Origin of the sequence: Actinophytocola algeriensis (genome assembly GCF_014203735.1) — a bacterium.
GTDB classification, from domain to species: Bacteria; Actinomycetota; Actinomycetes; order Mycobacteriales; family Pseudonocardiaceae; genus Actinophytocola; species Actinophytocola algeriensis.
In genome coordinates this window covers 19,793-44,943 of sequence record NZ_JACHJQ010000015.1, presented here as the reverse complement: position 1 = coordinate 44,943, position 25,151 = coordinate 19,793, and the positions used below count along the sequence as shown (strand labels likewise).

The following is a 25,151-nucleotide window of genomic DNA, read 5'->3' as shown; positions in this document are numbered from 1 at the left end:
CCGGGCTGTGGCGCAGTTTGGTAGCGCACTTGACTGGGGGTCAAGGGGTCGCAGGTTCAAATCCTGTCAGCCCGACGGTCGCGACAAGGGCCTCTGATCTGGATCTGACCAGGTCAGAGGCCCTTGCTTGTGTTGGTGTCGATCTTGACCAAGATCACTTTAGCGGTGCGTTGGGGACCATCTGGGGACCGCTGGGCGTCCAAGGCCTATGGGCCTGCGTGTCACCACTCAGGACCCGGCTGTATCCGAATCTGGATCGAAATCTACCCATTCGGTGCCCTCTGCGTTCATGCGATGCGGGAGACCGCCGCCAGCTACCGTGACGAATGGCTGGCCATTATCGTTGATCGGGTACTCGAATTTGACACCTTCGACCAAGATATCCAGAACCAAGCTCCATTCGTGCCACATTGCCTGGTCTGTGCCGTAACCTGTGGTTGCCCAAATATGAAACCTTTCAACGTCACCTGCTGCCAACTTAAGGCCAGGGGGATTGTCTTGACCGTCGCTACCAAGATTCTTCCAGGTGATTAGCGGTTCAAGTCCCCAGCCGTCCAGTTCGACTTCAAACCGTCTCGGTTCCAGTTCGGCTCCCCCGGTGGGCCTGGTGAGAATCATTCCGTGATCGAGAGGGATCGTTCTGTGTCCCACAACGCGAACACGCTCGATGACAACGGCTGCCTCCGTCCTAGCCTGCAACGTGATCTTTAGCTGCGTTGTAAACGCATCAACAGCGTTGATCGATCGTGCAGCTGCCATCCACTCGGCCCTACCTATGGGCATGGCTGGAATCCTGGATGGATCATCGATATAGACAGAAAACGACATCCAATCCATTTCGCCAGACCAGATGATTGACGGATCTCGTTCAAAGGCGACTATTAATGGGTCACTCCAGTGCTTCCGGGCCCGACGTTCGATGAGAGCCGACAGTGGCCGAAGGTAGGCCTGGAGAGTCACTCCTCCAAGGAGGCCGAGAACAAAGGAAACTGCCATCTCCAGCAAGCTGACCGTCACTTTCTATTCGTTCCAAAAAGCCGGTTATTGTTTCTCTGGTGGCATGCACACGCCTGGACAACTCGTAGTTGACCAGGGTGAAGAGCTCTTAAGTGCTTGGAAAGCAGCGCTCCAGCGTTGGTGAACGCCTGTGTATTGGGATGTAGGTAACGCTGTGAGAGTAGCCCACAAGCTCTGCCAGCTCTTCCAGGCGACCGAACAGCACGCGAAGCTCGCGAACTCGGGCACGAGACCTCTGCGTGTCGCCAACGCGATGGACAACAACATCCTGCGAGAGCAGGCAGAGGGTTCCTGGAAGACGCGCGGGTGAGGTGCTCAGGGGCAACCTGTCCTGTCGGCCCGACGATCGCATAGTAGCCCCTTCACCAGCTCAGAGGGCTCCTATCGCCATCCGAAGTGGATCACTTCAAGATTGTTTCCGTGATCCTTTGAGGACCACTGTTAGTCACTGCACTGCCCGCAGGTTCGCGCGGCGCGGTGCCCGCAGGTGCCTGGACAGCAGGTCCCCGGCATTGGTGACGGACTGGCGATCCGGGTGCAGGTACTGCTGTGTTGTGGTCAGCGATCCATGTCCGGCGATCTTGCGCAGGTGGTGCACCGGCACGCCCGCGTCGGCCATCCAGGTGAGGCCGGTGTGTCGCAGGTCGTGTCGTCGCAGGTGCTCATAGCCGAGCTTGCCCACCACGTCATCCCACCTTGTCGCGTCCCGGAGTACGGCCGTCGTGATTCGGCCGCCCCGGGGCCCGACGAACAGCCGAGCCTCAGGGTCACGGTCGACGTCCGCCATCCGTTGCTGAACCAACTCCTGAACCTCTTCGATCAGTGGCACGGTGCGAGCGCGCTTGCCCTTCGTTCCCTTGTCGGCGAGGCCGCCGGGGGAGGGGGTGGTCTGGCGCCGGACGGTCCATGTCCACTCGTCGGTGTCGATGTCCTTCACCCGGCAGCCGGACACCTCCCCGATGCGCGCGGCGGTGCAGGCGGCGAACAGCACCACGTCACCCCAGCCCCGGTACTCGCCGGACGAGTTGGCGACCAGCGCGTCAGCGAGCCGGGTCAGCGTGTGCCAGTCGGGCAGAGCGAGATCGCTAACTTGATAGCGTTCACGGCGATCCGCATCGTCTATCTTTGAAATCACCCGAGCTAACACGTCGCCATTATTGAGGATTTCAAGCTCAACTTCTTTCCAAACTTCTGGCCACTCAAGCAATGAGCCGCCGCTCTCCGTGGGATATATCCCAGGGCGGGGAACATTCTCATCAACGCATGCGAGGAGAATCTCCTCTGTCTTATCGAGGGCGACGCTGCTTGGTGCCAGGCCGCTTCCGTCAAGCCAGCCATCTTCCAAGTCAGCCAAGTATTTAATTCGATCCGCCCATTCCGCAGGCAGGGCGGGTTCTACATTGAGAACGTTCGATATTGATCGAATACTTCCATCTAGAGACTGTGCTGCGACTACGGAGAGCGAGACCATGGGTGCTCGTTCAGCGAATCCCTGAAAGGCGCGAAGGTCGTCCCATACCTCGGCATTCTGGTACGAGCCTAGAAGTTTTCGTCCTGTGGGCGATACTACAAAATCGAACTGCCGTGGATCTGAACGTAGCCCGGTGACTTGTCCTTGTATGGCAGTCTCTACATCGATGAGATCTAGCTGGGCAATCTCCTGGAGACGACGGCGAGTGTTGTGGCTGAAACGAACGGGATTGGTACCATCGTTGGAGAACTCGATGCGCTCGTCTTCGCGAAGACTTCTGCCGAAAGCGGCAAAGTCCTTTATGCACTCAACCGGAAACGAACCGCCGAGATTGTTATTTGATTCCAGTTCGCCTAGGGCCTGATTGATGGCTAGTCGGGCCTGGTCGAAGTAGTCATATAGAGGTGATATAAGTGCGTCCTGAGTCAAGAACTCGTCACGACGGAGTACAGGTATCACACTGCCCTCTTGTACTGCGGTAAGACGCAGAATTACGGAGGTGGTGAAGCCGCGCGGCGACCGCCTTCGTTGCGGGTGTTGCCGCATGTAGAGGGCCCGAGCTACTCGGATCACGAGATGCTCGTACCGTTGAAGCTCGCTTGCTGCCTCTAGCGGCAGGCCGTGTCGTTCGTACCGTCCGCCGCGCATGCGAATAACGCCAAACGACGGCACGTCCTCTTCAGACACGTCCGCACTATAACCGGGCATGTCCAGGCAGTCGCTGTGAACATCGAAAGTGTTTCACTGCCGAATCCGGCTCTATGGGATCAAGGCGGCGCGCAAGCGCGCCGCGCGGGCGGACGGCCTGCCGCTCCGCTCACGGCCGCCGCCCGCCACCCACAAGCGACGCCACCCAGCACCCCGAGCATGGCACCAGCGACTCGCCGCGGCCGTCCCCTCGAACAGCCGGTGATCCTTTAACACCGGCCCGCCGCCATCAAGGGCGCTCCTCCGTCGCGTCGGCTACGCCGATGGGCTACGCCCACCCTTGACGTCGACGACCCGGCGCTAACCGACGGCCAGTGCGAAGGAACGGACCACACCAGGCCACCTCCAGGAGGGCAGCCATGCGTCACCACGTCAGCCCCAGTCAGCTCGTCCTCTGGCCGCACCACGAACTCACCCAGGCATGGGCAGCAACTGGCGTCCTCCACCCGCCGCAGAAGGGCGCCGTCGATGGAGGTCAGGAAGTGGGGGAGAGGGACGCCGAACAGGATGCGCAGGGCGACGAAGTGAGCCGCGGAATCGACCCTGATCCCGCCCTCTCGGATGTCACCGTGCTCACCCGGAACGGCGGGGTGTGTTGTCAGGTCGGCCGGATGACGGATCGTCGGCGCCGAGGAACCCGACGAGGAGGACCAACTCGTTCGCGACGAGCAGCCACCAACGGCCTCGTTTGACCAGGTGGGGGCGCATCGGCTTGGGGACCATTTGGGGACCACACGTCATGCGCGACTTCGAACGATGCACTCTCCGGGGAACGGCATGCGGTACCCGTGCACCCTGTCTGACCAGCCAAAACGGCTACTCCAACGTCCTGGGGGTCAAGGGGTCGCAGGTTCAAATCCTGTCAGCCCGACAAGGCGGCCGTTTACGCAGGTAGACGGCCGCTTTTCGACGTCCACATAGGACCAGGGTTCGCCGTCCCAGGATTTTCCCAGAATGGGACCTTCCCAGCGCCTTTTGATGTCGGCCGAGTGGCTGTGTTAGACCGGTTGGCCGCTACCGCCGTGACTGTGGTCGGGCCAGCTACTCCGCCGGTACCTGGAGTCACAAGAGGCCCGATTGCCGGGTTGAGCTCGGCTACTCGGATCACTCGCCCGTTGATGGGGTGGCCACCGTAGACGTTGCCGACCTGAGCCGGAACTCGGTTCAGCACGAATGCGAAGTGCCTGGACGAACACGACCTGATGCCCCGGAGACGGGTGGGGGCGGCCTGGTGGGCCAGCGCCAGCACAATTGGGCGATTGGTCACTCCGGCTGCGCCCGGGCTGAGGTCAAGGAGATCCAGATAGCGCTCTGGAAGGTGGCGCCCCGTATGCAATCAGCCGACCGGAACGCGTTCTCTGGTCTCAGGTGCCGCGGCGTTACCGCCGAACTGGCGGTGCGAACGGCGGCGAGCGTCTGACGACCTGACGTCCGCAGAGATGACACTCGCGGACAAGCTGGTGTTCGTTCGCTCGGCTTGATCCCTCTAGGAACCACCTCAGACCCGCTCCGCTGCGGCGGACATACGAGCAGGTCGTTCACGTGCTTGCCTGTCGGTCGATCGCGGCTTGTTTGGCCGCGGCGAACTCGGCGTCCGTGAGCACTCCCTGCCGGTGGAGGAAGGCCAGTTTGGAGAGCTCATCGATGAGTGAACTCTGATCTGACGCCGGCGGGCGCGCTGTCGGCGGCTTGGCCCCGGTGGTCCTTGTCCGCGGCCAGGTCTTCTCATTCGGTGCGTGGCTTACCTCTGCCTGGTTCCACCGATTTGGTCGCGTCGGCTCCTGGACGGCTTGCGCTACTGCGGCGGTCTGCATGTCGGTCGGGGCGCTGGTCATGACCAGTTGTTCGGCGGTCTGACGCACCATGGTGGCGTCCTGTTTGTGGACCGAGGCGAGCACCAGTTCGCCCTCATGGCGGCGGTGGGCGATGAGGTAACAGCTGCCGCGGCGGAGGTTGATCTCCACGCGGGCAAGGTCGCTCGCGGAGACCTCCAGTTTCGGGCCGTTGTGTTCGACCTCGGCGCTGTAGAAGGCGAGGATGCGGGCGTTGGTCACGGCCAGCCCGTTACACAGCGGGCGTAGAAGGCTGTTGGGCACGAGGGCCAGCACCTGCTCGCCAGGGTGGAGTTGCGGAGCCAACGATGCCAGCCACGCATCACGGCGCTTGTCCTTGAGTTTGGCGCCAACCAGAAGCTGCACTCCGCTCCCTCACCTGTGCTTCGGGTTTACGACGGGATACGTCGTCGAATGACCGGACGGCGTTTCACTCGATCTCAGGGCGGTTAGTCCATTCGGACGAATCCCGCGCACGCGTGTGACGTTTGTGTACTGACTCGACGATGCAGGCAGGGAGTGCCAATCCGGCAACGCCCATCATCCGCACGGCAAGAACGAGGTTCCCGTGGTCGAGCTTCCTGAACATGACCCGGTGTTGCGCGACAAGGTTCGTCGGTTGATGGGTGTGCTGCGTCAGCTCGCCGTCGCCAAGACGCGACCGATTCGGTCGATCACCAACTACGAGGAGATGCTGCTGCTCGCGGACGCGGCCGAGCATCTCCCGGTGCGTACCGCGGTGGAACCGGGAGACGAGATCCTGCGTGCTGTGCGGGTGCGGCGCGACCCCGAGCCGCCGTGTCCGCGCGTCGTGGTACCCTGGATCGACCACTCTCCGGGGTCGCTTGACGAACCGGCACTGCGGGAGAGCGTGCTTCTCGGGAGAGCGGACCGGCCCAGCTCTATCACCGAGCACCCCGAAGTGACCAGGCAGTTCTCGACCTGGATGGCCGCCTGGCGGCCCTGGGCGGCAGAGGAGCGCCTGCGGCGGCCGCGAGCCGAACTGTTTCAGAAACTGTTCGACTTGCACCGGATCGCGCAGGAACGTCCTGAGTCGATCGAGATCGTCGTCGCCGCGGGGCTGCTGCACGCGCCCGGTGAACAGGGCGAGGCCGGCGTTCGGATACATCTGCTCACCCAGGCCGTCAGCGTTGAGCAGGATCCGCACTCAGGTGCCATGGTGTGCGCGTTGATGCCGGAGAGCGCGGTCCGCCTCGAGGCCGAGGAAGTGCTGGCCGGCCTCGCGTTGTTCGACCAGAGCGGGACCGCGGTCCTGCGTGACCGCCTGCTTGAGACGGTGTCCTCCCCGTTGGACCCGGCTGCTGTCGCCTACCTCAAAGAATGGGCAGGCCGCGCCCTGCTGGCCGGGCACACCGTGAGCGACGAATGGACAGTGCCGACGGGGCAGGTCACCCAGCTCGGTTTCGCCCCGGCGCTCGTGGCCAGGCGACGTGGCGCCTTCGCACTGCGCGAGTTCTACGACGCGATCACCCGGTCCCTCGACAGCGACGACACCCGGTACCGCTCGGACTTGCCCAGCTCGTGGAGGCCATCGAGCCATCGGACCGGCTGGCGTGGCTGGAGCGCACTGGTGGGGTCGGCTCGGCGGCGCTGACCGAGGACCCGCTCTTCCCGCTACCCGCGAACGAAGACCAGGCACAGATCATCGATCGGCTCGGCGGTGACAGCGGCGTCGTCGTGGAGGGTCCACCCGGCACCGGTAAGACACACACCATCGCCAACCTGGTCAGTGCCCTGCTGGCCCGCGGCCAGCGGATCCTGGTGACCGCCGAGAAGGCGCAGGCGTTGCGAGTGCTGCGGGACAAGCTGCCGACGCAGATGCAGGACCTGTGTGTCTCGCTCACCGACGCGTCGGCCAAAGGAAATTCCGACCTGGCGCGCAGTGTCGCGGCGCTGGCCGGTGCGAAGACCGACTTCAACCCGCAGGCGGCGACGCGCCGCATTGCCGATCTGACCGCGCGTCGCGCCGAGGCTCGTGCCAGGAAGAGCCGGATCGTCGAGGACATCCGGGCACTGCGCGAGTCGGAGACCTATCACCATCCCGAGATCGCTCCCGGCTACCGCGGGACGCTCGCCGACATCGCCCGGCAGGCCGCGGCGAACGCCGAGATCGACGGCTGGATTCCCGGGCAGGTCTCCGGGCCAGAACCACTGTCGGCGGGCGAGGTCCGCCAGCTGGTGGACCTGCTGCGTACCGCGAGCGACCAACGCCGGTCCCGCCGAAATCAGCGGATGCCCAGGGCTAATGCCCTTCCGGCCGAGACGTGGCTGGCGAAGCAGATCGAGGTCATCGTCCGCGGTGATGCCGTGCGGGCCACCGATGGCAGCGGTCTGGTCGCCGTCCTGGGTGAGCTGCCTGGCCAGGTGTTGTACGACCTCGACATGGCCTGCAGGCAGGTGGCGGAAGCCACCGCCGCCCTGCGGGCCGCACCGACCGATGCCGCGTGGGCAACTCAGCTGACGAACTCGTTGCTCGCCGGCACCTCGATGCACCTGTGGCAGCGCGCGACCGGGCAACTCGCGCTCGTCGACGAAGCAATCTCGCACGACCAGCATGCCGGTTTCGTGCAGGTGACGGTGTCGCCTGCGCTCGACCCCGAGGTTGGTGCCGGCGTCTTCGAGCGGTTCGCCACCTATCTCTCATCTGGTGGGCAGTCGCGCAAGATGTTCAAGGGCGTCGAGCAGAAGGACGTGGAGGCGCTGGCCGGGGCCGTGACGGTCGCGGGCGTGGTGCCCAGCACCAGTGAGACGGCCACCGTGGCGGCCAGGCACCTGCGGGTCCTGGCGGCAGCGAAGACCCTCGCGATGGCGTTCGCGCCTCTTGGCCTGACCATTCCGATGGATCTGGATCGCGGCTCCCTGGTCGAACGCCTCCGGCAGGTTCGCCACACCTGTGCGCTGGTTGCGGCGGTGCTCGCCGCTGGCAGTGAGCTCGCGAAACCCCTGTCTGTTCTGCCGGCAACGACCCGGCCTCCGCTGACGTCGATCGACCACCTGGACCTGATCGGCTCGGTCACGAGTGCCGTCGCGGACAGTATGCGGGCCGCTCTCGCGCAGGCCGAGCTGGACCGCACCGCCGACGAGGTACTCGCCCTGTTGCCCGCCTCCGCACGACCGCCGGAGCTGACCGCTGTGGCGGACGCGATCCGGGCGATGGACGTGGCTCGCTACGCCGAGGCGCTGGCTGCGCTCGAACATGCCCGAACGCAGCAGCGCGACCAGCTCGTCTGTGACGAACTCGACCAGCGCCTCACCGACAGCGCGCCCGAACTGCGCACCATGCTGGCTGCGGCGCCGGACGACCCGGACTGGCAGACGCGGCTCGCGCGGTGGTCGCCGGCGTGGGCGTGGGCGTGCGCCAGGACGTGGCTCGACGAACGAGCCCAGCACGGGCTGGAGGACCAGCTTGACGCCGAGCTGGCGTCGACGGTGAGTGACCTGGCAGTGCTTACCGCCGACCTCGCGGCGGCGAAGGCCTGGAAGGCCTCGATGGAGCGGATGAGTGCCCGCCAGGTGCAGGCGTTGCAGAGCTACCGGTCGGCCATGTCGAACGTCGGCAAGGGCACTGGCAAGTACGCGGAGAAGTTCCGGCAGGCGGCGCGGCAGGCCATGGTCGTCGCCCAGGAGGCCGTACCCGCCTGGGTAATGCCGGTGCAGCAGGTGCTCGCGTCGATCCCTGCCGAACCCAACGCGTTCGACGTGGTGATCGTGGACGAAGCCAGTCAGGCGGAGCTGACCAGCAGCTTTCTGCTCTGGCTGGCGCCCAGGGTGATCGTGGTCGGCGACGACAAGCAGTGCACTCCGCCGGAGATCGGCGCCGGATCGCTCGACCCGATCTTCCAGCGGTTGGACACCGAGCTGCCAGACGTGCCGCAATACCTGCGCGCGGACCTCACGCCGAAGTCCAGCATCTTCTCGATGCTGCGTTCCCGTTTCGGGCAGATGGTCCGTCTGCGCGAGCACTTCCGGTGCATGCCGGAGATCATCGCCTGGTCGTCGAACGAGTTCTACCTCGACGCCCCGCTCGTTCCGGTGAGGCAGTTCGGCGCGGATCGCCTGCCCCCGCTGCGGACTACCTATGTCAGCGGCGCCTACGTCGAGGGACAGAACGCCACATTGACCAACCCGGTGGAAGCGCAGGCCATCGCCGACTCCGTGCTGGCCTGCCTCGACGACCCGGCATACGACGGCAAGACGTTCGGTGTCGTGGTGCTTCAGGGGCAGTCCCAGGTTGACCTGATCACCGCGGAGATCGGCGCGCGGATGAGTGCCGAGGACCGGGAGCAGCGACGTTTCCGCGTCGGCACACCACCGGACTTCCAGGGCGACGAGCGGCACGTGGTGTGGTTGTCGCTGGTCGTGGCCCCGGAACAGAACTTCGCGTCGCTGACCCGGGACGAGTTCCGCCGCCGGTTCAACGTGGCCGCGTCCAGGGCGCAGGACCAGCTCTGGCTGTTCCATTCCGTCACCGCCGACCTGCTGCGCACGAAAGACCTCCGTCGCTCCCTGCTGACCTACATGCTGAGCACGGGCTCGGCCCCGCTGCCACCGGTGCTCACCGACGTCTCGCCCGATGTCCGGCAGGCCCCGTTCGACTCACTGTTTGAACAGCGGGTCTTCCTCGACATCACCGCACGCGGCTACCACGTCACGCCGCAGGTGGAAGCCAACGGACGGCGGATCGACCTGGTGGTGACCGGGGCGGCGGGCAAACTGGCCGTGGAATGCGACGGCGATGCCTTCCACACCACGCCAGAGCAACGGATCGCGGACCTCCAACGCGAACAGGAGTTGAAGCGCTGCGGCTGGACGTTCTGGCGGGTCCGCGAGTCCCAGTACTACCTGAACCGGGAACGCGCGCTGTCGTCGCTGTGGCCCACTCTCAACAGCCTGCGCATCGGTCCGCACGCCACGGCCATGGACGTCACCGGCGGCGAGGCGCAGGTGACGTGGACCCCAACGACGAAGGCGCAGCCCGACGAACTCACACAGGACGAGCCAGAACCCGACGAGATCAAGCCCGTGGAGCCGGTACGGCTCACCACCGTCGCCAGTGACCCCGTGGCGACCGCGCCGCTACCGTCGAGTTCGGACCTGACACCCGACGAGCTCACCAGATCATTGACGACGCTGGCCAAAGCCGACCCGCTGTCGTCCGTTCAGGTAGCCGAGGAGTACGGCATAACCACCGCGGAAGCGCGGGAGGTGCTGACGCGCATGGTGTCGACCGGGCTGTTGGCACGGATCGGCCAAACCCGCGGCACCCGCTACGTCCTGCCCGGAGACGTGCCGTCGGTCAGCACACCGGAGGTTTCGCAGCCGACCCCGGACCAACGCGCGCAGGTACTGCGCGAGGCTGGCCGGCGGACACTGACCAACGAGATGGTCCGGGACCTCCTCGCAGTGGATGCCGACTCGGCCCGGCGCACGCTCGCGGCGTTGGTCGCCGAGGGATTGCTCGACAAGCAGGGACAGCGTCGAGGCACGCGATACGTGCTGGCCGAGCGACTGGACCGACTCGACGCCGACCTCGACGACCCGGAGCTACAAGCGGTATGGAAGTTGTCCGCGACCCGGCCGATCACCAACGCCGACGTGCGCAAGGCGTTGCAGGTGAGTGCGAACCGCGCTCAGGACCTGCTCCGCACGCTTTACGAACGCGACCTGCTGGAACGTCGCGGCCCACGCGGTGAGCGGCGGTACAGCCGCCGAACGTGACGCATGTCCGGAGAAACCATAGTCGGGAGGAGCTGACGGTGACAGATGAGGTGGCGCCCAAACCGTCTACAGGCAATCGGACATCAAGACGGGATCAGATGCAACGAATACAATGAAAAAAATTAGCAGGTCAGATCGGGTTTAAGTTGGTTCGATCTTCGGTTGCCTGGGCAGGCAGAAGGTGTCTAATCACCGGGTGCGAGGGCGTGGTCGTCGCTGGCGATAATTGTGCGCCCGTCAGGTGACGACATCGCGGTGAGGTCAACGTGTTTACGAACGCGACATCGGTGGGACTCTTCTCTCTCAGCGTCAATCCGTCACCTCGTCCGTTAGGGAAGGTTGAGTACTCTCTCCGCAACTTTGGCATGTTGGTGAGGCCATGGGCTGGCATGTCGCTCCGCATTCGACGCAAGACCAGTAGGACGCCGCCTCAGTTAGCTTCGTGTGAATCAATTCTTCAACGGCATCAGAGAACTCGGTGTCGTGCTGCCTGAGATGATTCTCTATTGCGAAGCGAACTGTTCGGTCCGGGTCGTTCGCCATCAACTCTAGAAGGATCCGAGCTTCCGGCTCTCCTTCGCAGACCACGTGGTGGGTGACGGTCTCGAGTACTCCCCACCGAACTGCGGGATTGTGGGAGTTTTGGAGTTCGGCGATTGCGTTGGGGTCAAGTTTGCAGACGAGGGCGGACAATGTGGCCGGCGCTTTGATGAACTTACGGGAGTCGAGGCTTGCAAGTCGAGGCCGAAGGGTGTTGGCGACCATCGAAGGGCTTCCGCTTCCGAGCCGATCTAGGAGGACGGCGGCCGCATAGAGCGCAATCGGGTCGTCGGACAGTGCCACGGAGACGATGTGGTCGAGGGCCCTTTGGCGCCGCCCGTCGCTATCCTCGGTGGTGTCGATCCGGTACGGCAACTCCGTGTCTATCCATTCAGGATCGCCGCCGTACAGGATCGCACTCCATTGATAGTCGATGGCGGTTTCGTCGTCGAGGTCCTGGGGCAGGAGTTCGATGCAAGATGCCGCCGAGCCGGCAAGGTCCTGCGGTGTGAACCCGAGGAACGCGGCAATGTCGTGGAGCAGGCTGACGAGGGTGTCCCGGCCCAAAGTAACGATGTCGTCGATCACACCCGGTCGAAACAGGTGGAGTTCCGCTACCCGTAGAACCTCGATGACAATGTCGAGTGACCAGTCGCCATATTCGGGATTCTGTGCAGACGGCGCGGCGAGCATCGTGATCAGGGTTGCCAACGCGCCCACGTCACTGCGAAGCACTGCGGCGGGGCTCAAAGGTGATTGAGCCGCAGCTGATCCGTAGGGGAGGTCGGCGTGGTCGGCGGCCAACATGTCGAGGTGCAAGGCCGTGTGCCCGTCCAGTACAAGGGGTGACAGACGGGCCTTCGTCACGACTTCAGGATCGACGGGGGCCATCTCCTCGGCCGCTTTCACTAGGGCGTAGCCCGGCTCGATCTTCCATTCCAGGTCGGTAAGCTTGACGTCCCGCTCTGGCGGCTCGGGCAGTGTCAACACTTTGCGGAACGCCGCCAGCCGCCACAGGACGTCGCTGGGATCCAGCACGGGCGGAGGAGGCGGAGCGTCGGGCAGGTCGAGTACCAACTGGTCAGGGTCTTTTTCCCTTACTGCCCATTCGTAGGCCGCGATCGCTTCAAAGACCGCACCCCAAACGGGTGGCAGCCTCCGCTGTGCGGCCGACCGCACCTCGTCCCGCAGCTTGTCAGGAACCGGCAGGTGGGCGAGCAGGAGCGCGATGGAGACGAACTGCGGACATTGCTCGTCGAGAAGTCCCGCGATGAGGGTGTCGATCGTTCCAAGTATGCAGTCGGCGAAGCCGGAGGGGTCTCGCCGGTAGGCAGTCCCTAGCGCTAGTGCGGCTGGAACTTCCTTTTCTTCTACGCTTAGCCGCGTAACTAGGTCCCGGACGCTGCGGTCGAATGCGACTACGAACAGTATGATCTCTCGTTGTTCGGAGTCATCGATCAGCTCGCGAATCCGTGCTCCCTTCTCCTCTTCTGACATCGTCGATATGCGGATCGCGCGACCGAGCTCGATGAGCAGTTTGGTGCGGGCAGTCACTACGGAGTCCGGGCCGTGCGCCACGAATAGTCCCGCGTCATCCCACATTGCTAACAGTTGCCGGGCGCTGGTCCGTGCGAGCCCTCGCGGCGACCCGTAATCAGCCTCGAGATGCTTGGCTATGGTCGCGGCCAGAGCGTCAACACTCCTGCCCCTGTCTTCCAGTTGTTCGGTGACCAGTGAGAAGGTGGAGTTGAACGCGTCCGCAGACGAGTCCCGGTCCGGTAGACCAGGGAGGGGATCGGCACCTTGACGCCGTACTCCGGCCTCCCATCGCAGCCATACCGACTCCACGACTGAGTTCAGCGCGAGTGCATTGTTGGGCGGTAGGTCGGCGAACCTGGTCGCGGCGGCGAGGGCGGCGATGTGCATGGCATACAGAGGGATGTCCATCATCGCCCAGTGCTCACCAACAGCCATACGCAGCCACAGCACGCGCTTCGCCAGCCATGTGGCGATGTCATCGTCCCGGTCTGGACGTCCGGACCAGTCGGCGGCGTGTTCCACCACTCGCCGCACGGTGTCGTCAAGGTCGGATGGTGGGCCGAGTTCGGCCTCGGTGAGGCCAAGGATGGCAACGCTGGAGTACGCGGTGTCTCGGCTTGACACGATCACGCGCAGATCGTCGTGGATGGTGTCGAGCCATGATTTGAGTGCTCGTGCGACGTCCTGTCGTATGTAGCCGGTCTCATCGAGTGCGTCCAACATAACCAGCGCGCGTCCGGTGCGGATTCGCGCCAGGGCTTCGCTTCTGACAAGGTCCGCTTCTGCGGCGTCCAGCGTGGGCACGTCCATCGCGCCGACTAGGACGTGGTCGGCGATCTCCACGTCCCGCTCGTGCTTGAACCGGTCCGCCAGCTTTCCCAACCGCACCATGATCGGCATCGGCGCAGCGGCCTGGCCTGCCGTGGCTGCGGCAAGGTGAATTAACGCGGTCGTCTTGCCGCTTCCCGGGCCGCCCAGAAGTGTGATCCGCGGCACCCGCCGAGCCAAGACAGTCAATGGGACCACCTGATAGGCGCGCGCTGAGACGTATCTGCTGTCGACGAAACCGCGGCATCGGACGCGGAGGTTTCCCAGGAGCCGGGGGACCGGTAGTGGCCGGATGTCGAGCGGCAGTCCTGGAATTGCCAGCTCGCGGGCACGGTCACGCACTCCCGTCCGGTACCTGACGAGCGCTGACCGGGTCGAGGTCGGAATCGACCTGGCTGAAACCAGACCTGCTTTTGTTAGCAGGGCGCGGGCTTGGTCGATGTCAAGTCCGGACCTCAATTGCGCCAGGTCCGACACCTCATCCCGCAGCAGGGAGAACGCTACGTACCCCTTGTCGTAGCCTCCGAGTAATGAACCTAGCATCGTGCAAGCGGCAGTGACCGCTGGCGAACCGCTATTCCCACAATCGGCGTGCCAGATCACGACACGCCGCAGGAGTTCGTCTAGGAGTCCTGTCTCGTCGGCTTTCGGACTCAGGGCCAAGATTTCCTTGGTGAATTCGTCGAGGGCCGCCTGCTCGCTTGAACTAGGAGCCTGCGCATAGGGGTCACGCAAGCGTGTCAAGGCACGACTCAGATGGCCGACCACAGTCGACAAGTCTGCCGTGCACAGGACGAGGGCGTCGTCTTGAGTGTCACCCGTGGCCACTGCCTTGACCCATTGCTTAAGGGTGTCGAGCACGGCACGCCTTACGTTGCGGTCGGCCTTGGCCTGGACGTAGCTGTTGAGCCCAGATTCACTGACGATCAGGAGGTCGTCGACGGAGTGATCGGCTTCCATGTGGACGCGAAACGGGATAGCGTCACCATCGGCGGTGCCTGCGTGAGGGAACAGCACTGACAATGGGGTCCTGCACAGACCATAGGAAAGTGCGATCGCAGCGGTGCCAGCGCGGTGCCTGGAGCCCTTCTCAGCAGCTGCGCCGCCGATCGGTCCTCGTTGGTCAGTCAATGGTCCCCCGCGGGCGTCGAAGAAGCAACGCGTTCACTATATGGGAACCGGCTGCTCCATGGGACTACCTTCTGCAGAGTGTGGTGCGGCAACTTGCTGATTATTTCGACCACCGGTGCGGGATGTCCGGCTCTTCCGTCCCTGCATATGCAGCGAACCGAAATCCTCTCGGTTGATCAGGACGGCTCTTGTAGGGAGTCAGATCGGCGGCGCGTACTGTCCCAGTTCTCATCAATTCGGCTGTTGCTCCAGGCACGCAGGGCGTATCGCCCCGCGGAGGGGAGCACCGCGCCCGGAAGCACGTCGCCGGTTGGCGTCGAGCAAGGCTTGCCAGAACAGGACTGCGGTGGCGAGTTCGGGTGCATGGGTCGGGCGTCCGGAGGCAACGTAGGGCTTCCCGACGAACCGGATCGTCCTGTCGGCGGTGCTGGTCAGGAGGGGGCGAATGATGCCGATGTTCCACCACGTCCGGTCGAACAACCACCCTGCGCCCGGTGGGTCTGGTGGACGCTCGGAGCTGCATGCGCTACTGCGTGGCCTCCCGTCCTAGGATCACTAGTGCACCACGAGTTCCGGCACGATCATCCGGTCGGCGAGCAACCGCGTGGCGGCGGCGGACACGTGCTCGTCGGAGTCGTGTGTCCGTTCCTGCAACCATTCCGTAATGACCGGGTCGGCGGGGCGCACCCCACCGAGTGCCCGCACGGCGGCCAGTCGGGTCTCCGCCCGAGTGTCTTCCGCGCCGAGCGCCGACAACTCCGACCGCACGGTCGGGTCGTGAGCCCACCCCAACGCCCACTCGACGGCGAGGCTCCGCACCAGGGTATGGTCGTCGCCGGTCGCGACACTCCGCAGCCACTCGACCGTCCCCGCTGACCGGGCACCGGTATAGGCGATCGCCTCGACGAGGGCACTCCGCGGGTGCCAGTCCTGCTCAGTGGCGAACGACTCGTGCAACCAGTCGAGCAAGCCGGGGTCGTTTGTGTCGATCTCCGCTGCCTCGCGGATGGCGGCTGCCCGCACGGCTGGGTCCTCATCCTGTCCGGCACGTTCCCGTAGCCATGAGCCCCCACCGGACGGCCACCAGTCCGCCGTCCAAATGACAGTCAACCGCACCGTCACGTCCGGATCGTCGATCGCTTTGAGGCGGTCAACCACGCCGGACACGTGTGTCCATGTCTCAGCGATCGCAAAAATCGCATTCCGCCGCACAATCGCGCTGCGGTCAGTTGTCCACTCCCACAGCCAGTCGAGGAGCCCAGGCCACGTCGGCCACTTGCGTGCGTACTGGATCACCGCCACCCCGCGCATTTGGTCGTCGTCAGCGGACATCGCGACCTCGCGGACCCAGTCACGCACGCCCTCGTGCAGTTCCCACCTGTCAAGCAAAGCGTTGAGGAGCGCCTCCTGCGCCTGAAAATCCGAATTCGCGGCGAACTCCCGCTGCAGGTCTCCCGGTGTGCCTGCCGTGCTGGACAAGGCGCGCGCCCGTACCGATGCGGAGGGGTCGTTCGTCGCGACGTCGCGCAACCAGGCTGTCAGGTCGTCATCCTGAGGCGCCTCTTGGAGCGCCTCGAGTGCCTCGCAGCGCACCGCCGGGTCGGGATCGTCGGTCGCCCGTTCCCGGAGCCACACAACAGTGTCGGGGAGGTCCTGCCACCCGTCCACCAGTTGCACCAGGATTATTCCCCGAAGCCAGGCACTTCGGTCGTGCGTGGCGATGTCACGTAACCGCCCGCGCACGTCTGGGTCGGCTAACCAGACGGCATGGATGACATAATGCACGTTCCACGGCTCGGTACCACGCCAGGTGCCCAACAGGTCGAGTACCCAGTCCCGCACAGCGACCGAATGACTCCAGTTCTCGGCGATCAACTGGACCGCGGTCGCCTGTATCGGCGGATACCAGTCAGTCGCGAGGATGTGCAGCAGCCACGCCAGCTGTGCGGTGGTGTCCGGCTCTAGTCGGTTGACCGCTCTTATTGCCTCTGACCGGACGAAGTCCTCAACATCGGTTTCCGCCAGTGAGCGCAGCCAGTCGACTGTCGCCACGTCCTGGTCTCCTGCCTTCGCGATGAGCCCGACGGCCTCGGCACGCACGAAGTAGCTGGCTTGACCACTGACGAGGTCCTGCAGCCAGGCCAGCACATCCGGCTCGTGCGGCCATCCGGTGGCGATGGCTTTAACGAGTTCGGCGTCGAGGTACCCCTTGGCAACGCGGTCCCGCAGCCACGCAAGCGTACTGCCGCGCCGCGGCCACCCATCCGAGATCAGTTCGACGGCGGTGCCCCGCACGTAGCCGGATGGGTCGTTGACGGCGACCTTCTGCAGCCAGTCGAGCAGATCGTGTTTGGCCGAGTGCTCGGCGATGGCACGAACCGCCGCGTTGCGCACGCTGGTGTCCGGGTCTGCGAGGGCATGCCGTTCGACCCACCCGGCGTCCTCACCCGCGGCCATCAGGCACTGGATCGCGGCGCTCCGAACGTGTCCGGCCGGGTCACCAGTCGCGATCTCGCGCAGCCAGACGCGTAGCTCCGGCCCGGACGTCCGTGCCGCGACCGCGTTGATCGCGATGTCACGGATGTTTGCGGACGGATCGTCGCGTGCCCACGTCCGCAACTGTGTCTCGGCCTCGTCACCGGTCCAGATCTCACACAGTTGACGTACGGCCACACTCCTGACCCAGGGGTCGGCTTCCACGTCGACGCGGCGACGCAGCCACTCGAGGACCTCCGGGGCGTGGCGCCAGCGCGTTGCGATGGCGTTCATCGCTTCCTCCCGAACCCCAGAGCCGCCCCGTTCGGCCAACTCGGTCAGCCACTCCCGGACACCCTCGTGCTGACCCCATCCTGTGCCGATCGCGGCGATGACCCTGTTCCGCACGTATACCGTGTGGCTCTCAAGCGCCTGCGCGCGCAACCAGTCCAGCACGTCGGCGTTCCCGCTCCAGCTGGTCGACAGCGCGCCCAGCACAGCTGGACGTGACTGGTCGTGCTCGGCGAAGACCGCGCGCAGCCAGGGTAGGGTCTCCTCGTGGTCGGGCCAGTTCGCCGCCTGGACCGCCACAACGGCATCGAGTAGTTCCGAACCCTGGCGGCGTGGGGTGATGTCGGCCAGCCAGGCTCTGGCATCCAGGTCCGCCGCGACCACCAGCCCCAGAGCCCGGACTGCGGCAGCGCGGACTCGATCATCCGCGTCGTCGTCGACCAGCTCGCGCAGCAGAGCCGCGTCCTCCTCGCCAAGCTGGGAGGCGGCTAGGCCGGCGATCGCGGCGACGCGGACGGTCCGCGAACCGGCGCGCATCTGTTCCCGCAGGGTTTCGCGGAACTCGAGGTCATCACCGGCGAGCTGGACGGCGATTCGGGTGGCCAGGTTGAGCACCACTGGCTCCTGTTCACCCGCCTGTTGGACCAGAACACGGTGGTCCGCGACGTACCAGGCATGGAAGACCTCGCGACCGGCCCAGCTCGGGCCGAACATCGACATCGCCGGAAGCACGCTCTGCTCGATCAGCTCGGTGAGCTTGGACTCGAACCTGCGCCGGCGGGTGCTGGCGACCACCAGCAGCTCGGTCACCGCCTGCGCGACAGTCCGGCTTAGTGAAGCGAGCGGCCCGAGCCTGCGGCGCTCGCTCAGACACTGGACCGCCAGGACGATGTGGTGGGGTAGCGCGGTGGCTGTGTGGCGCCAGTTCGGATTGAGCGTCAACAGGTGCTCGATGACGAGCCTGGCGAAGTTCTCGTTCAGCAGCCCCGTGATGTGGCGCAGGACCTCGTGCCATGCGGGATCCTGCCAGTGCGCGGCGTAGATGCCGACGAGGTCGTCCTCGTCGAGGCTGCGTTCGTGGGTGAAACGGCGGATGATGTCGTCCGCGGCCAGGTACTCCAGGAAAGCGCGGTGCACGAAACCGTACACACCCGCGCCGAAGCGGGACAGGATGAAGTTACGGTGGCGGAACTGGTCCAACATCGCCTCCGCGACCGGTCTCGCCCGATGCGCAGGTAGCTCCAGCTCCACCCGCAGGAACCGTTCGAACTCTTCGGTCAGCTCGTCGCCGGGGATGTGGTTGCCGGCCAGCCCGGACGGGGAGTCCTGCATCCGCCGTGCCACGCGGCGCAACAGCTCGAGCTTGTCCTCTTCCACGATCGTGGACAGGCCGTCGTCGATCCGGATCTCGGCCAGGTGCTTGCTGATGTCCCAGTGCTGCACCAGCACCGTCACGGCGTGCTGGTAGACGGCCCGGCGGTCCTGCGGCAGCTCACGACGTCTGCCGATGATCGCAAGGATCGTCAGTAGCAGGGGGTTTCCCGCCAGCTCGGCCACGGCTCTCGTGGTGTCTACAGCGGACAGCAACCGAGTGCCCATCCGCGCCGCCTCTGGCGCGTTGTCGGCGAGAACGGTGGCGTACCAACGGTCCACGAACCTCGCGACCTGTGTGCGGTCCAGGTCCTCCAGCTTGTGGTGGGCGAAGCCGGCGTTGTCGAGCGTGGTCCGCTGGTAGCCGACGATCCGGGAGGTCACGACCATCCGGGCCTGCGGGTACTTCGCGGCGAAGCCGATGATCCGCCGTGCGGTGGTCTCCCGCAGCTCCGGGTCGAACACCTCGTCCAGGCCGTCGAACACGACGAGCACACGCCCCTGTGCCAGTAACGCCCCCGCCTTGGCCCTGGGGAGTCCGAACGCCTCGGTGTCGTGCAGGTGCGCGACCAGGTCGAGGAAGTCACCCGTGCCCCACGCCGGGGACGTGTAAACCCGCAGCTCGACCACCAGAGGCACGAGCCCCCGCAACGGTTCCAGCTCGTCAGGCAGCGCCACGCCACCCGACAGCGCCAGTGCGAGGTACCTGGCCAGGGTGGACTTGCCGGAACCCGGGTCGCCGAGGAGCACGGTCCTGGTCGACGCCGGGTGGGCGACCACCCTGAGTACCGACCGCCGCGGGCGCTGCTGGTAGCTGCGGCGCAGCCGGTCCACCACATCGCGGTCGAGCCAGGGCGGCACGTCGTCCGCGGTCAGGTGCCCGGTCTCGACGATCCGCTGCCAGATGTCCTTCGGTAGCTCGGCAGGCGGCGGGTCGGCCCGCACGTCCTGCCCGACAAACACCTCGCGCAACCAGATCGGCGGGAGCTCGTCCTGGTCGAACGGCACCAGGGTGGCCAGACTGAGCCTGCCGAAGCGCTCGTTGACCGATGTGAGGTAATGCGCCACGACGGTGTCCGACTCGGGAGGAGGTGACTGGCGCGCGGCGTCGTAGAGCTTCTGCCAGTAGGCCGGGACCTGCTGTTCCTGCGTGAGGCGGCGGGATCTGCGTGTCCTCGCGTAGCCGAGGCACGCCTCGATGAACCCGGCGACGGTCGCGGGCCGTGGCGTGGTTTGGCCGGTGAGCAGGTTGCCGACCGTGGACTTGGACAGTTCCACACTGTGGCCAGCGAGTGTCTCGTAACCGGGCGCCCCCACCAGCCCGTACAGCTCGGCGAGGACTTCTCGGCACGACTCCGCCACGGCACCTCCAGTTTCCAGCTTGTCCAGGCTGTCCCACGCTGGCCGGACAAGCGAGCAACGTCGCGGGTGACACGCGTTTCTTCGTCCCAGGAGGTCACCCGATGTGGATCGAACTCACCGAAGCCGCGCAAACCGTGTGGACGTGGCTACCGACCATCACCAACGTCGCTCGTGCGATCACCGCCGTTACTGCGGCCGTCATCGGCGTGCGGCGTGCTGTCCGGGACTGGCGGACCAGCCGCTGACGAGGCAGTGTGACGCCGGGCCCGGTCAGAGCGGGATCGCGAACACGCGCCCCGAGCCCGGCGTCACCAGTTCGTCCTCGGCCATGTCCTGCCATTCCACCTCGGCCGCCGCGTCCACGCGTCGAGCACTCCGGCAGCGACGTCACTGTCAAACTCTGCAACGCGTGTCCCGTCGACCACGACGATGACACCCAACGAGGATGCGCTTGACATGCGGCACATCTGTCCATACAGGTCTGTGCGTCCCAGGATTCTCCCAGAATGGAATCGGCAGACCACGGCAAACATCAACACTCAATGAGTGCATCCATGCAGGTCAGCGGGGTAGAGGGTTGAATCGCCGCAGGTCACGATAGACCCGAATAAGGTCAAGGGGTCGCAGGTTCAAATCCTGTCAGCCCGACCGGGTGAGTGGCCGTTTACGCAGGTAGGCGGCCACTTTTTCTTTGTTTCGGAGTTGATCCCCGTTCAAGACGGGCCAGGATTTTCCCAGAATGAGTTGATGCGCGACTGGGTGATTGTTGGTGTCCGCCGTCTGGTGTTGCTGGCGGGGATCTCTGTGACCTGGTGGTTTGCCGAACCGCATGTTATTGATCATGGTCATGTGACTTGAGACGAAGAGTCTTACGACGTTGGTTCAAGTTGGTGCTTCTGCAGGGCGCTTCTGGGCGGGAGTGTCTGTTGCGGTTGCGCCGCCTATGACGGCCTCGCCAACGAGCAGGTCGCTGCGAAGTTCGGCGCCAGCACTCAGTTTGCCCAGATGCGCACGTCCGACGCACGGCGACCTTGGTAGGTGTGGTTACCAGGGTAGGTCGGTGCGGATGCGGTCCAGCCAGCGGTCGATGGTGAGGTCGTAGCGGCCGGGGTCGTAGGTGGCCTGTGCCTTGTCGATCTCGGGGATGACGGCGTTGCTCACCGCGTCGGCGTACTCGGGAAGCACGTAGACGTGCTTGTAGTACCCCTCGCGCATCTGGCTGGTGTGGATGTGCACGTAGCCCTCGGTGGCGCGGGCGACGTCGAGGCCGTAGGCGGTGGCCGGGGGCGGCGGGCTGTAGCTGCGCAGCACGATGACGGTTGGCTGGGCGTCCGTGACGCGCCGGGTGACGTCGGCGCCGTGGGCGATCGGTTCGTCGTTGAGGCCGATGAAGTCGATGGTGTCCCAGCGGCTGTAGTACGGGATGGCGCCCGCGTCGTGGAGGGCGACGGTGCGGCGGTCTTCCGGCACGTCGGCGTCGGCCAGGCCGCGGCCGATCGGTTCGTGGGTGCGGGCCAGGTCGGGGCCGTAGTTCGCGATCAGCGGCAGGTCCGGCGTCTGGGCACCTGTGAACGCGATCCAGCCGACCGCGACGGCGCCGACGCCGGAGGCGAGCCACCAGCGGCGGAACGGGCCGACGACCAGCCCGGCGGCGAGGCAAAGCACGGGGAAGGCGTGGTAGGCGAATCGGTAGAGGTAGTCCATGGTCGGGCCGGAGACCACGTAGGTGAGGTAGGTGGCGCCGACGGTCGCGCACAGCACTGCGCCTGACCAGCGGGTGTCGCGGCGGATCAGGAGGGCGACGGTGCAGAGCAGGAGGGGGAGCAGGACCGGGACGATGGTCTCGAGCCAGATCTGGCCCGCGTCGACGTTGCCGAACTTGACGTAGAAGGTGTTCGGGAACAGATGCCCGAAGTAGGACCAGCGCCAGGCGAAGTACCCGCCGCCGATCATGGCCGCGCCCGAGGTCCACAGCCAGGTGCGGCGGTCACGGCGATTGACCCACAGCCAGGCCGCGAACGCGGGCAGCGCGGCGAGCACACCTTCGGGCCGCAGCATGCCGGCCAGCACCAGCAGGAGCGGTGGTTCCCAGGTCCGGACCGCCTGCCCGTTGATGGCGCGGAGGCCGACGATCACCGCGCGGAGCAGCAGCGCGGCGAACGCCATGGTCTCCAGGCCACTGGTGATGTGGAAGTACGTCGGGATGAACACGACGTACGCGCCGCCGGCGACGAGCGCGGACACCAGGCCGTAGCGCTGGTGGCAGTACCGCACGAGCAGCACCAGCGCGGCGGCGCCCGCGGCGAACGAGGTCAGCTTCGCGACCAGCGGCAGGTCGAGGCCGAGCAGGGCGAACGGGGTGTGCCAGAGCATCCAGAGGAAGTTGGTGAACCCCTCGACCGGGTCCTCTCCGACGTTCCAGACCGGGCCGTGCCCGGCGGCGAAGTTGTCCGAGTAGCGGAAGGTGATGTAGGCGTCGTCGATGGTGAAGAACCACGCCGCGCGCGTGCCGAGCAGGAACAACACGCCGAGTCCGAGCGCGGCGAACACCCAGGTTCGCCGCGCTCGGTGCTGTTCCGGGGCCTCGTCGGACGGGGCCGCCGGAACAGGAGAAGTGACAGTCAAGCCAGGCCTCATACAGTCGCTGCGAGATCCCCCGATCCGGACGAAAAATATCACTCGGGAGGGATCGGCCGACTGCGTGGGGTCACGGAATCACGTGGATCGGAACCTCCACGAAGTCCGTGCCGGTGCTGCGCGCGACCGACGCCGGCGCCCGGCGGAGCTTCGGCTCGTTCGTGTCGGTGAGGTAGGCGACCACCCAGGTGCCCGCGGTCGGCACGGTCAGCGCGGTCGGGTCGGTGGAGGTCACGTCGCTGGTGGTGATCGTCTGCCACGCGGTCCACGTCGTCGAGCCGGGTGCCGTCTGGCCGCTGTAGTAGATGTAGTCGCCCGGGCCCTTGGTCACGACCTGCAGCATGCCGCCGACGGACATGACAGCGGACGGGCTGCCCACCGCGGCGACGCCGGGCAGAGCGGTCCACGTGCCCGGGAAGCCGGCCGTGGTCTGGCGCTGGGTCTGGACGGTGCCCGTGCTGTCGGTCGCGAACACCTGCACCGTGTCGCCCGGCATCGCCACTGCGGAGGCGGTGCCCGCGAACCCGCTGCCACCCAGGTTCGTCCACGTGCCGAGCGTGCCGTTCTCGTAGGTCGCGGTGTGGAAGCGGCCGTCGCGGCCGAGGCCGATGAGCCGGACGCCCGCGCTGGTGGCCACCGCCGTGAGCCGCTCGTGGGCGAGTGGCGTCGAGCCGGCGAGTTGCCACCCGCCGAGCGGAGCGTTGGCCGCGGCCTGGCGGCGGACCCACAGGCCGTAGTCGGCGGCGAGGCTGAACTCGGCCACGATGTTACCCGGCAGCCGCGCCGCGGCCGGGGCGGTGACCAGGAACCCGCCTTCGTTCGTGGGCGCGCTCCAGACGTCGTCGGCGCCGCGCACGCTCTCCCGCACGTCCGCGTCGGTGCCGTTGGCGGTGAGCACAACCCGGCCGTCCTGGTACTCGCCCATGGCGGTGGTCGCGGTGACCCCCGTCAGACCGGGTACGACCTGGGCGCCGAACGAAGTGTTGCCCGACAGGTCGACCGCCTCGGCGTGGGTCGCACGCCCCTCCGGGTCGACGTAGCCGTAGTGGAGGTGACCGTCGCTCGTGTTGAGGAGCGTGACGGAGCCGTTCGGCTGGGCCTCCACGGTGGGGCGTTGCGGGACGCTCGTGCCTACGCGCTGGCACGCGTCCGGCTGGGCGGTGGTGGTCCAGTCGATCCACGCCCGGCCGACGAGCACACCGGTCTGCGCCTGCCAGGTTTCGGTGGTCTCGTTCCAGCGGTACCAGAACATCTCGCCATCGGGTTCGACGGCGTAGAGGACGTCCCCGCCCGCGGAGAAGACCCGGTCGAACCGGTTCCAGAGCTTGCCGATGTCCTGCCGGACGACGACCCAGCGGTTGGACGCCGCGTGGTAGCGGTAGCGGTGGAGGTCGCCGTTGGACGACAGGCGGGCGTAGATCACGCCACGGCCGGCCGCGGTGATCAGGTTGTACTGGTCCCAGCCGCCCGCGATGACCCGGTGGCGCCACGTACCCGTCGCCGAGTCGTAGGCCCGCCAGTGCAGCGCGCCGTCTGGCTCGACCGTGTAGAGGTGGCCCTCGGTGTCCGCGGTGATGCGGTTCTTGTAGGCGGCGGTCGTGTACCTGTCCCAGCCGGTCGCGTCGATCACCTGGTGCTGGGACCCACCCGGGTATGTCTCCCACGCGTTGTTGATCCAGCGGTAGCGGCGCAGTTCGCCGGTGTTCCACGGGGCGTAGAAGACGCCGTCCGGTGCCGCGACGGCGCGGCCGTTGTGCCAGTCGTTGCCGATGTGCGGTGGGTTCGCCGCCCAGGACAGCGTGCCGTTCTCCGGCTCGAGGTGCTGGTAGCGGTACAAGGCGCCGCCCGCGGTCGCCCGGTAGATCGGCACGCTCGACGTGCAGCTGAGGGTGGAGTTCTCCGCCGCTGCGGCGGTGGTCGGCACGGTCGCGACAGACGCGGCCACCGTGCACACGGCGACAAGGGTGGAAATGCGAGCCAGTCGCACGGCTGTGTCCTTCCGTTCCCCATGCGGAAACGCGGTGTTCGGGAAACGGACCGGAATTACCGCACGCCTAATTCGGCGCGTCCGCGCCGATTGATCCGGTACCCCAGTGCCAGCTTGCTCGAGCCGCGTCGTCGGTGGTCACCCGTCCCCGCGCGGGCCGTCGGCCAGTGTTGTTTGTGCAGGTGACGGCCGTCAAGGCGTCCGATTTGTGAGGTAACACACA

11 protein-coding genes and 1 tRNA gene are annotated in these 25,151 nt (G+C 65.8%); 5 read left to right on the top strand and 7 right to left on the bottom strand.

What is annotated here, in order from left to right:
• Nucleotide 1 precedes the first annotated feature (1 nt).
• Nucleotides 2-75, top strand: a tRNA-Pro gene (locus FHR82_RS43825).
• A 153-nt stretch (nucleotides 76-228) separates the two neighbouring features.
• Here FHR82_RS43825 and FHR82_RS43820 read toward each other — a convergent pair.
• On the bottom strand, nucleotides 229-1,017 hold the full coding sequence (locus FHR82_RS43820) for a hypothetical protein (RefSeq protein WP_184816635.1): 789 nt from the start codon (nucleotides 1,015-1,017) through the stop codon (nucleotides 229-231).
• A 154-nt stretch (nucleotides 1,018-1,171) separates the two neighbouring features.
• Between FHR82_RS43820 and FHR82_RS43815 the strand changes: the two genes are divergently transcribed.
• On the top strand, nucleotides 1,172-1,327 hold the full coding sequence (locus tag FHR82_RS43815) for a hypothetical protein (protein WP_184816634.1): 156 nt from the start codon (nucleotides 1,172-1,174) through the stop codon (nucleotides 1,325-1,327).
• 135 nt (nucleotides 1,328-1,462) lie between these two features.
• Here the strand turns inward: FHR82_RS43815 and FHR82_RS47880 are convergent, their stop codons facing one another.
• Nucleotides 1,463-3,175, bottom strand: coding sequence for a tyrosine-type recombinase/integrase (locus tag FHR82_RS47880; protein ID WP_311771582.1), 1,713 nt, complete (start codon nucleotides 3,173-3,175; stop codon nucleotides 1,463-1,465).
• Between the two features lie 1,559 nt (nucleotides 3,176-4,734).
• The gene (locus tag FHR82_RS43805) at nucleotides 4,735-5,394 is read right to left on the bottom strand and encodes a hypothetical protein (protein WP_184816633.1); all 660 of its coding nucleotides are present in this window, start codon (nucleotides 5,392-5,394) and stop codon (nucleotides 4,735-4,737) included.
• A 202-nt stretch (nucleotides 5,395-5,596) separates the two neighbouring features.
• On the opposite strand from FHR82_RS43805, the gene FHR82_RS47875 reads away from it, so the two are divergent.
• Both FHR82_RS47875 and FHR82_RS43795 read left to right on the top strand, forming a co-directional pair.
• Entirely contained in the window at nucleotides 5,597-6,643 is a 1,047-nt protein-coding gene (locus tag FHR82_RS47875; RefSeq protein ID WP_184816632.1) for a hypothetical protein, read from the top strand.
• Nucleotides 6,571-10,767 (top strand): PDDEXK-like endonuclease domain-containing protein, encoded by a 4,197-nt coding sequence (locus tag FHR82_RS43795; protein WP_184816631.1) that lies wholly within the window; start codon nucleotides 6,571-6,573, stop codon nucleotides 10,765-10,767. The genes FHR82_RS47875 and FHR82_RS43795 overlap by 73 nt, the downstream gene beginning before the upstream one ends.
• A 309-nt stretch (nucleotides 10,768-11,076) precedes the next feature.
• Here the strand turns inward: FHR82_RS43795 and FHR82_RS43790 are convergent, their stop codons facing one another.
• Nucleotides 11,077-14,697, bottom strand: coding sequence for an NACHT domain-containing protein (locus tag FHR82_RS43790; protein WP_184816630.1), 3,621 nt, complete (start codon nucleotides 14,695-14,697; stop codon nucleotides 11,077-11,079).
• Nucleotides 14,698-15,360: 663 nt separating this feature from the next.
• Nucleotides 15,361-19,692 (bottom strand): HEAT repeat domain-containing protein, encoded by a 4,332-nt coding sequence (locus FHR82_RS43785; protein WP_311771586.1) that lies wholly within the window; start codon nucleotides 19,690-19,692, stop codon nucleotides 15,361-15,363.
• Nucleotides 19,693-20,405: 713 nt separating this feature from the next.
• Here FHR82_RS43785 and FHR82_RS43780 point away from each other — a divergent pair.
• Nucleotides 20,406-20,549 (top strand): hypothetical protein, encoded by a 144-nt coding sequence (locus FHR82_RS43780; RefSeq protein WP_184816628.1) that lies wholly within the window; start codon nucleotides 20,406-20,408, stop codon nucleotides 20,547-20,549.
• A 799-nt stretch (nucleotides 20,550-21,348) separates the two neighbouring features.
• Here FHR82_RS43780 and FHR82_RS43775 read toward each other — a convergent pair.
• On the bottom strand, nucleotides 21,349-22,929 hold the full coding sequence (locus tag FHR82_RS43775) for a DUF8728 domain-containing protein (RefSeq protein WP_225943765.1): 1,581 nt from the start codon (nucleotides 22,927-22,929) through the stop codon (nucleotides 21,349-21,351).
• A gap of 82 nt (nucleotides 22,930-23,011) precedes the next feature.
• Nucleotides 23,012-24,928 carry a tachylectin-related carbohydrate-binding protein gene (locus FHR82_RS43770; RefSeq protein WP_184816627.1) on the bottom strand — a complete coding sequence of 639 codons (1,917 nt, stop codon included), beginning with the start codon at nucleotides 24,926-24,928 and terminating at the stop codon, nucleotides 23,012-23,014.
• Between the last annotated feature and the right edge of the window lie 223 nt (nucleotides 24,929-25,151).

Bases quoted from the DNA above. Each gene is read 5' to 3' on its own strand.
- FHR82_RS43780 (WP_184816628.1), top strand. From the start codon at position 20,406: ATGTGGATCGAACTCACCGAAGCCGCGCAAACCGTGTGGACGTGGCTA.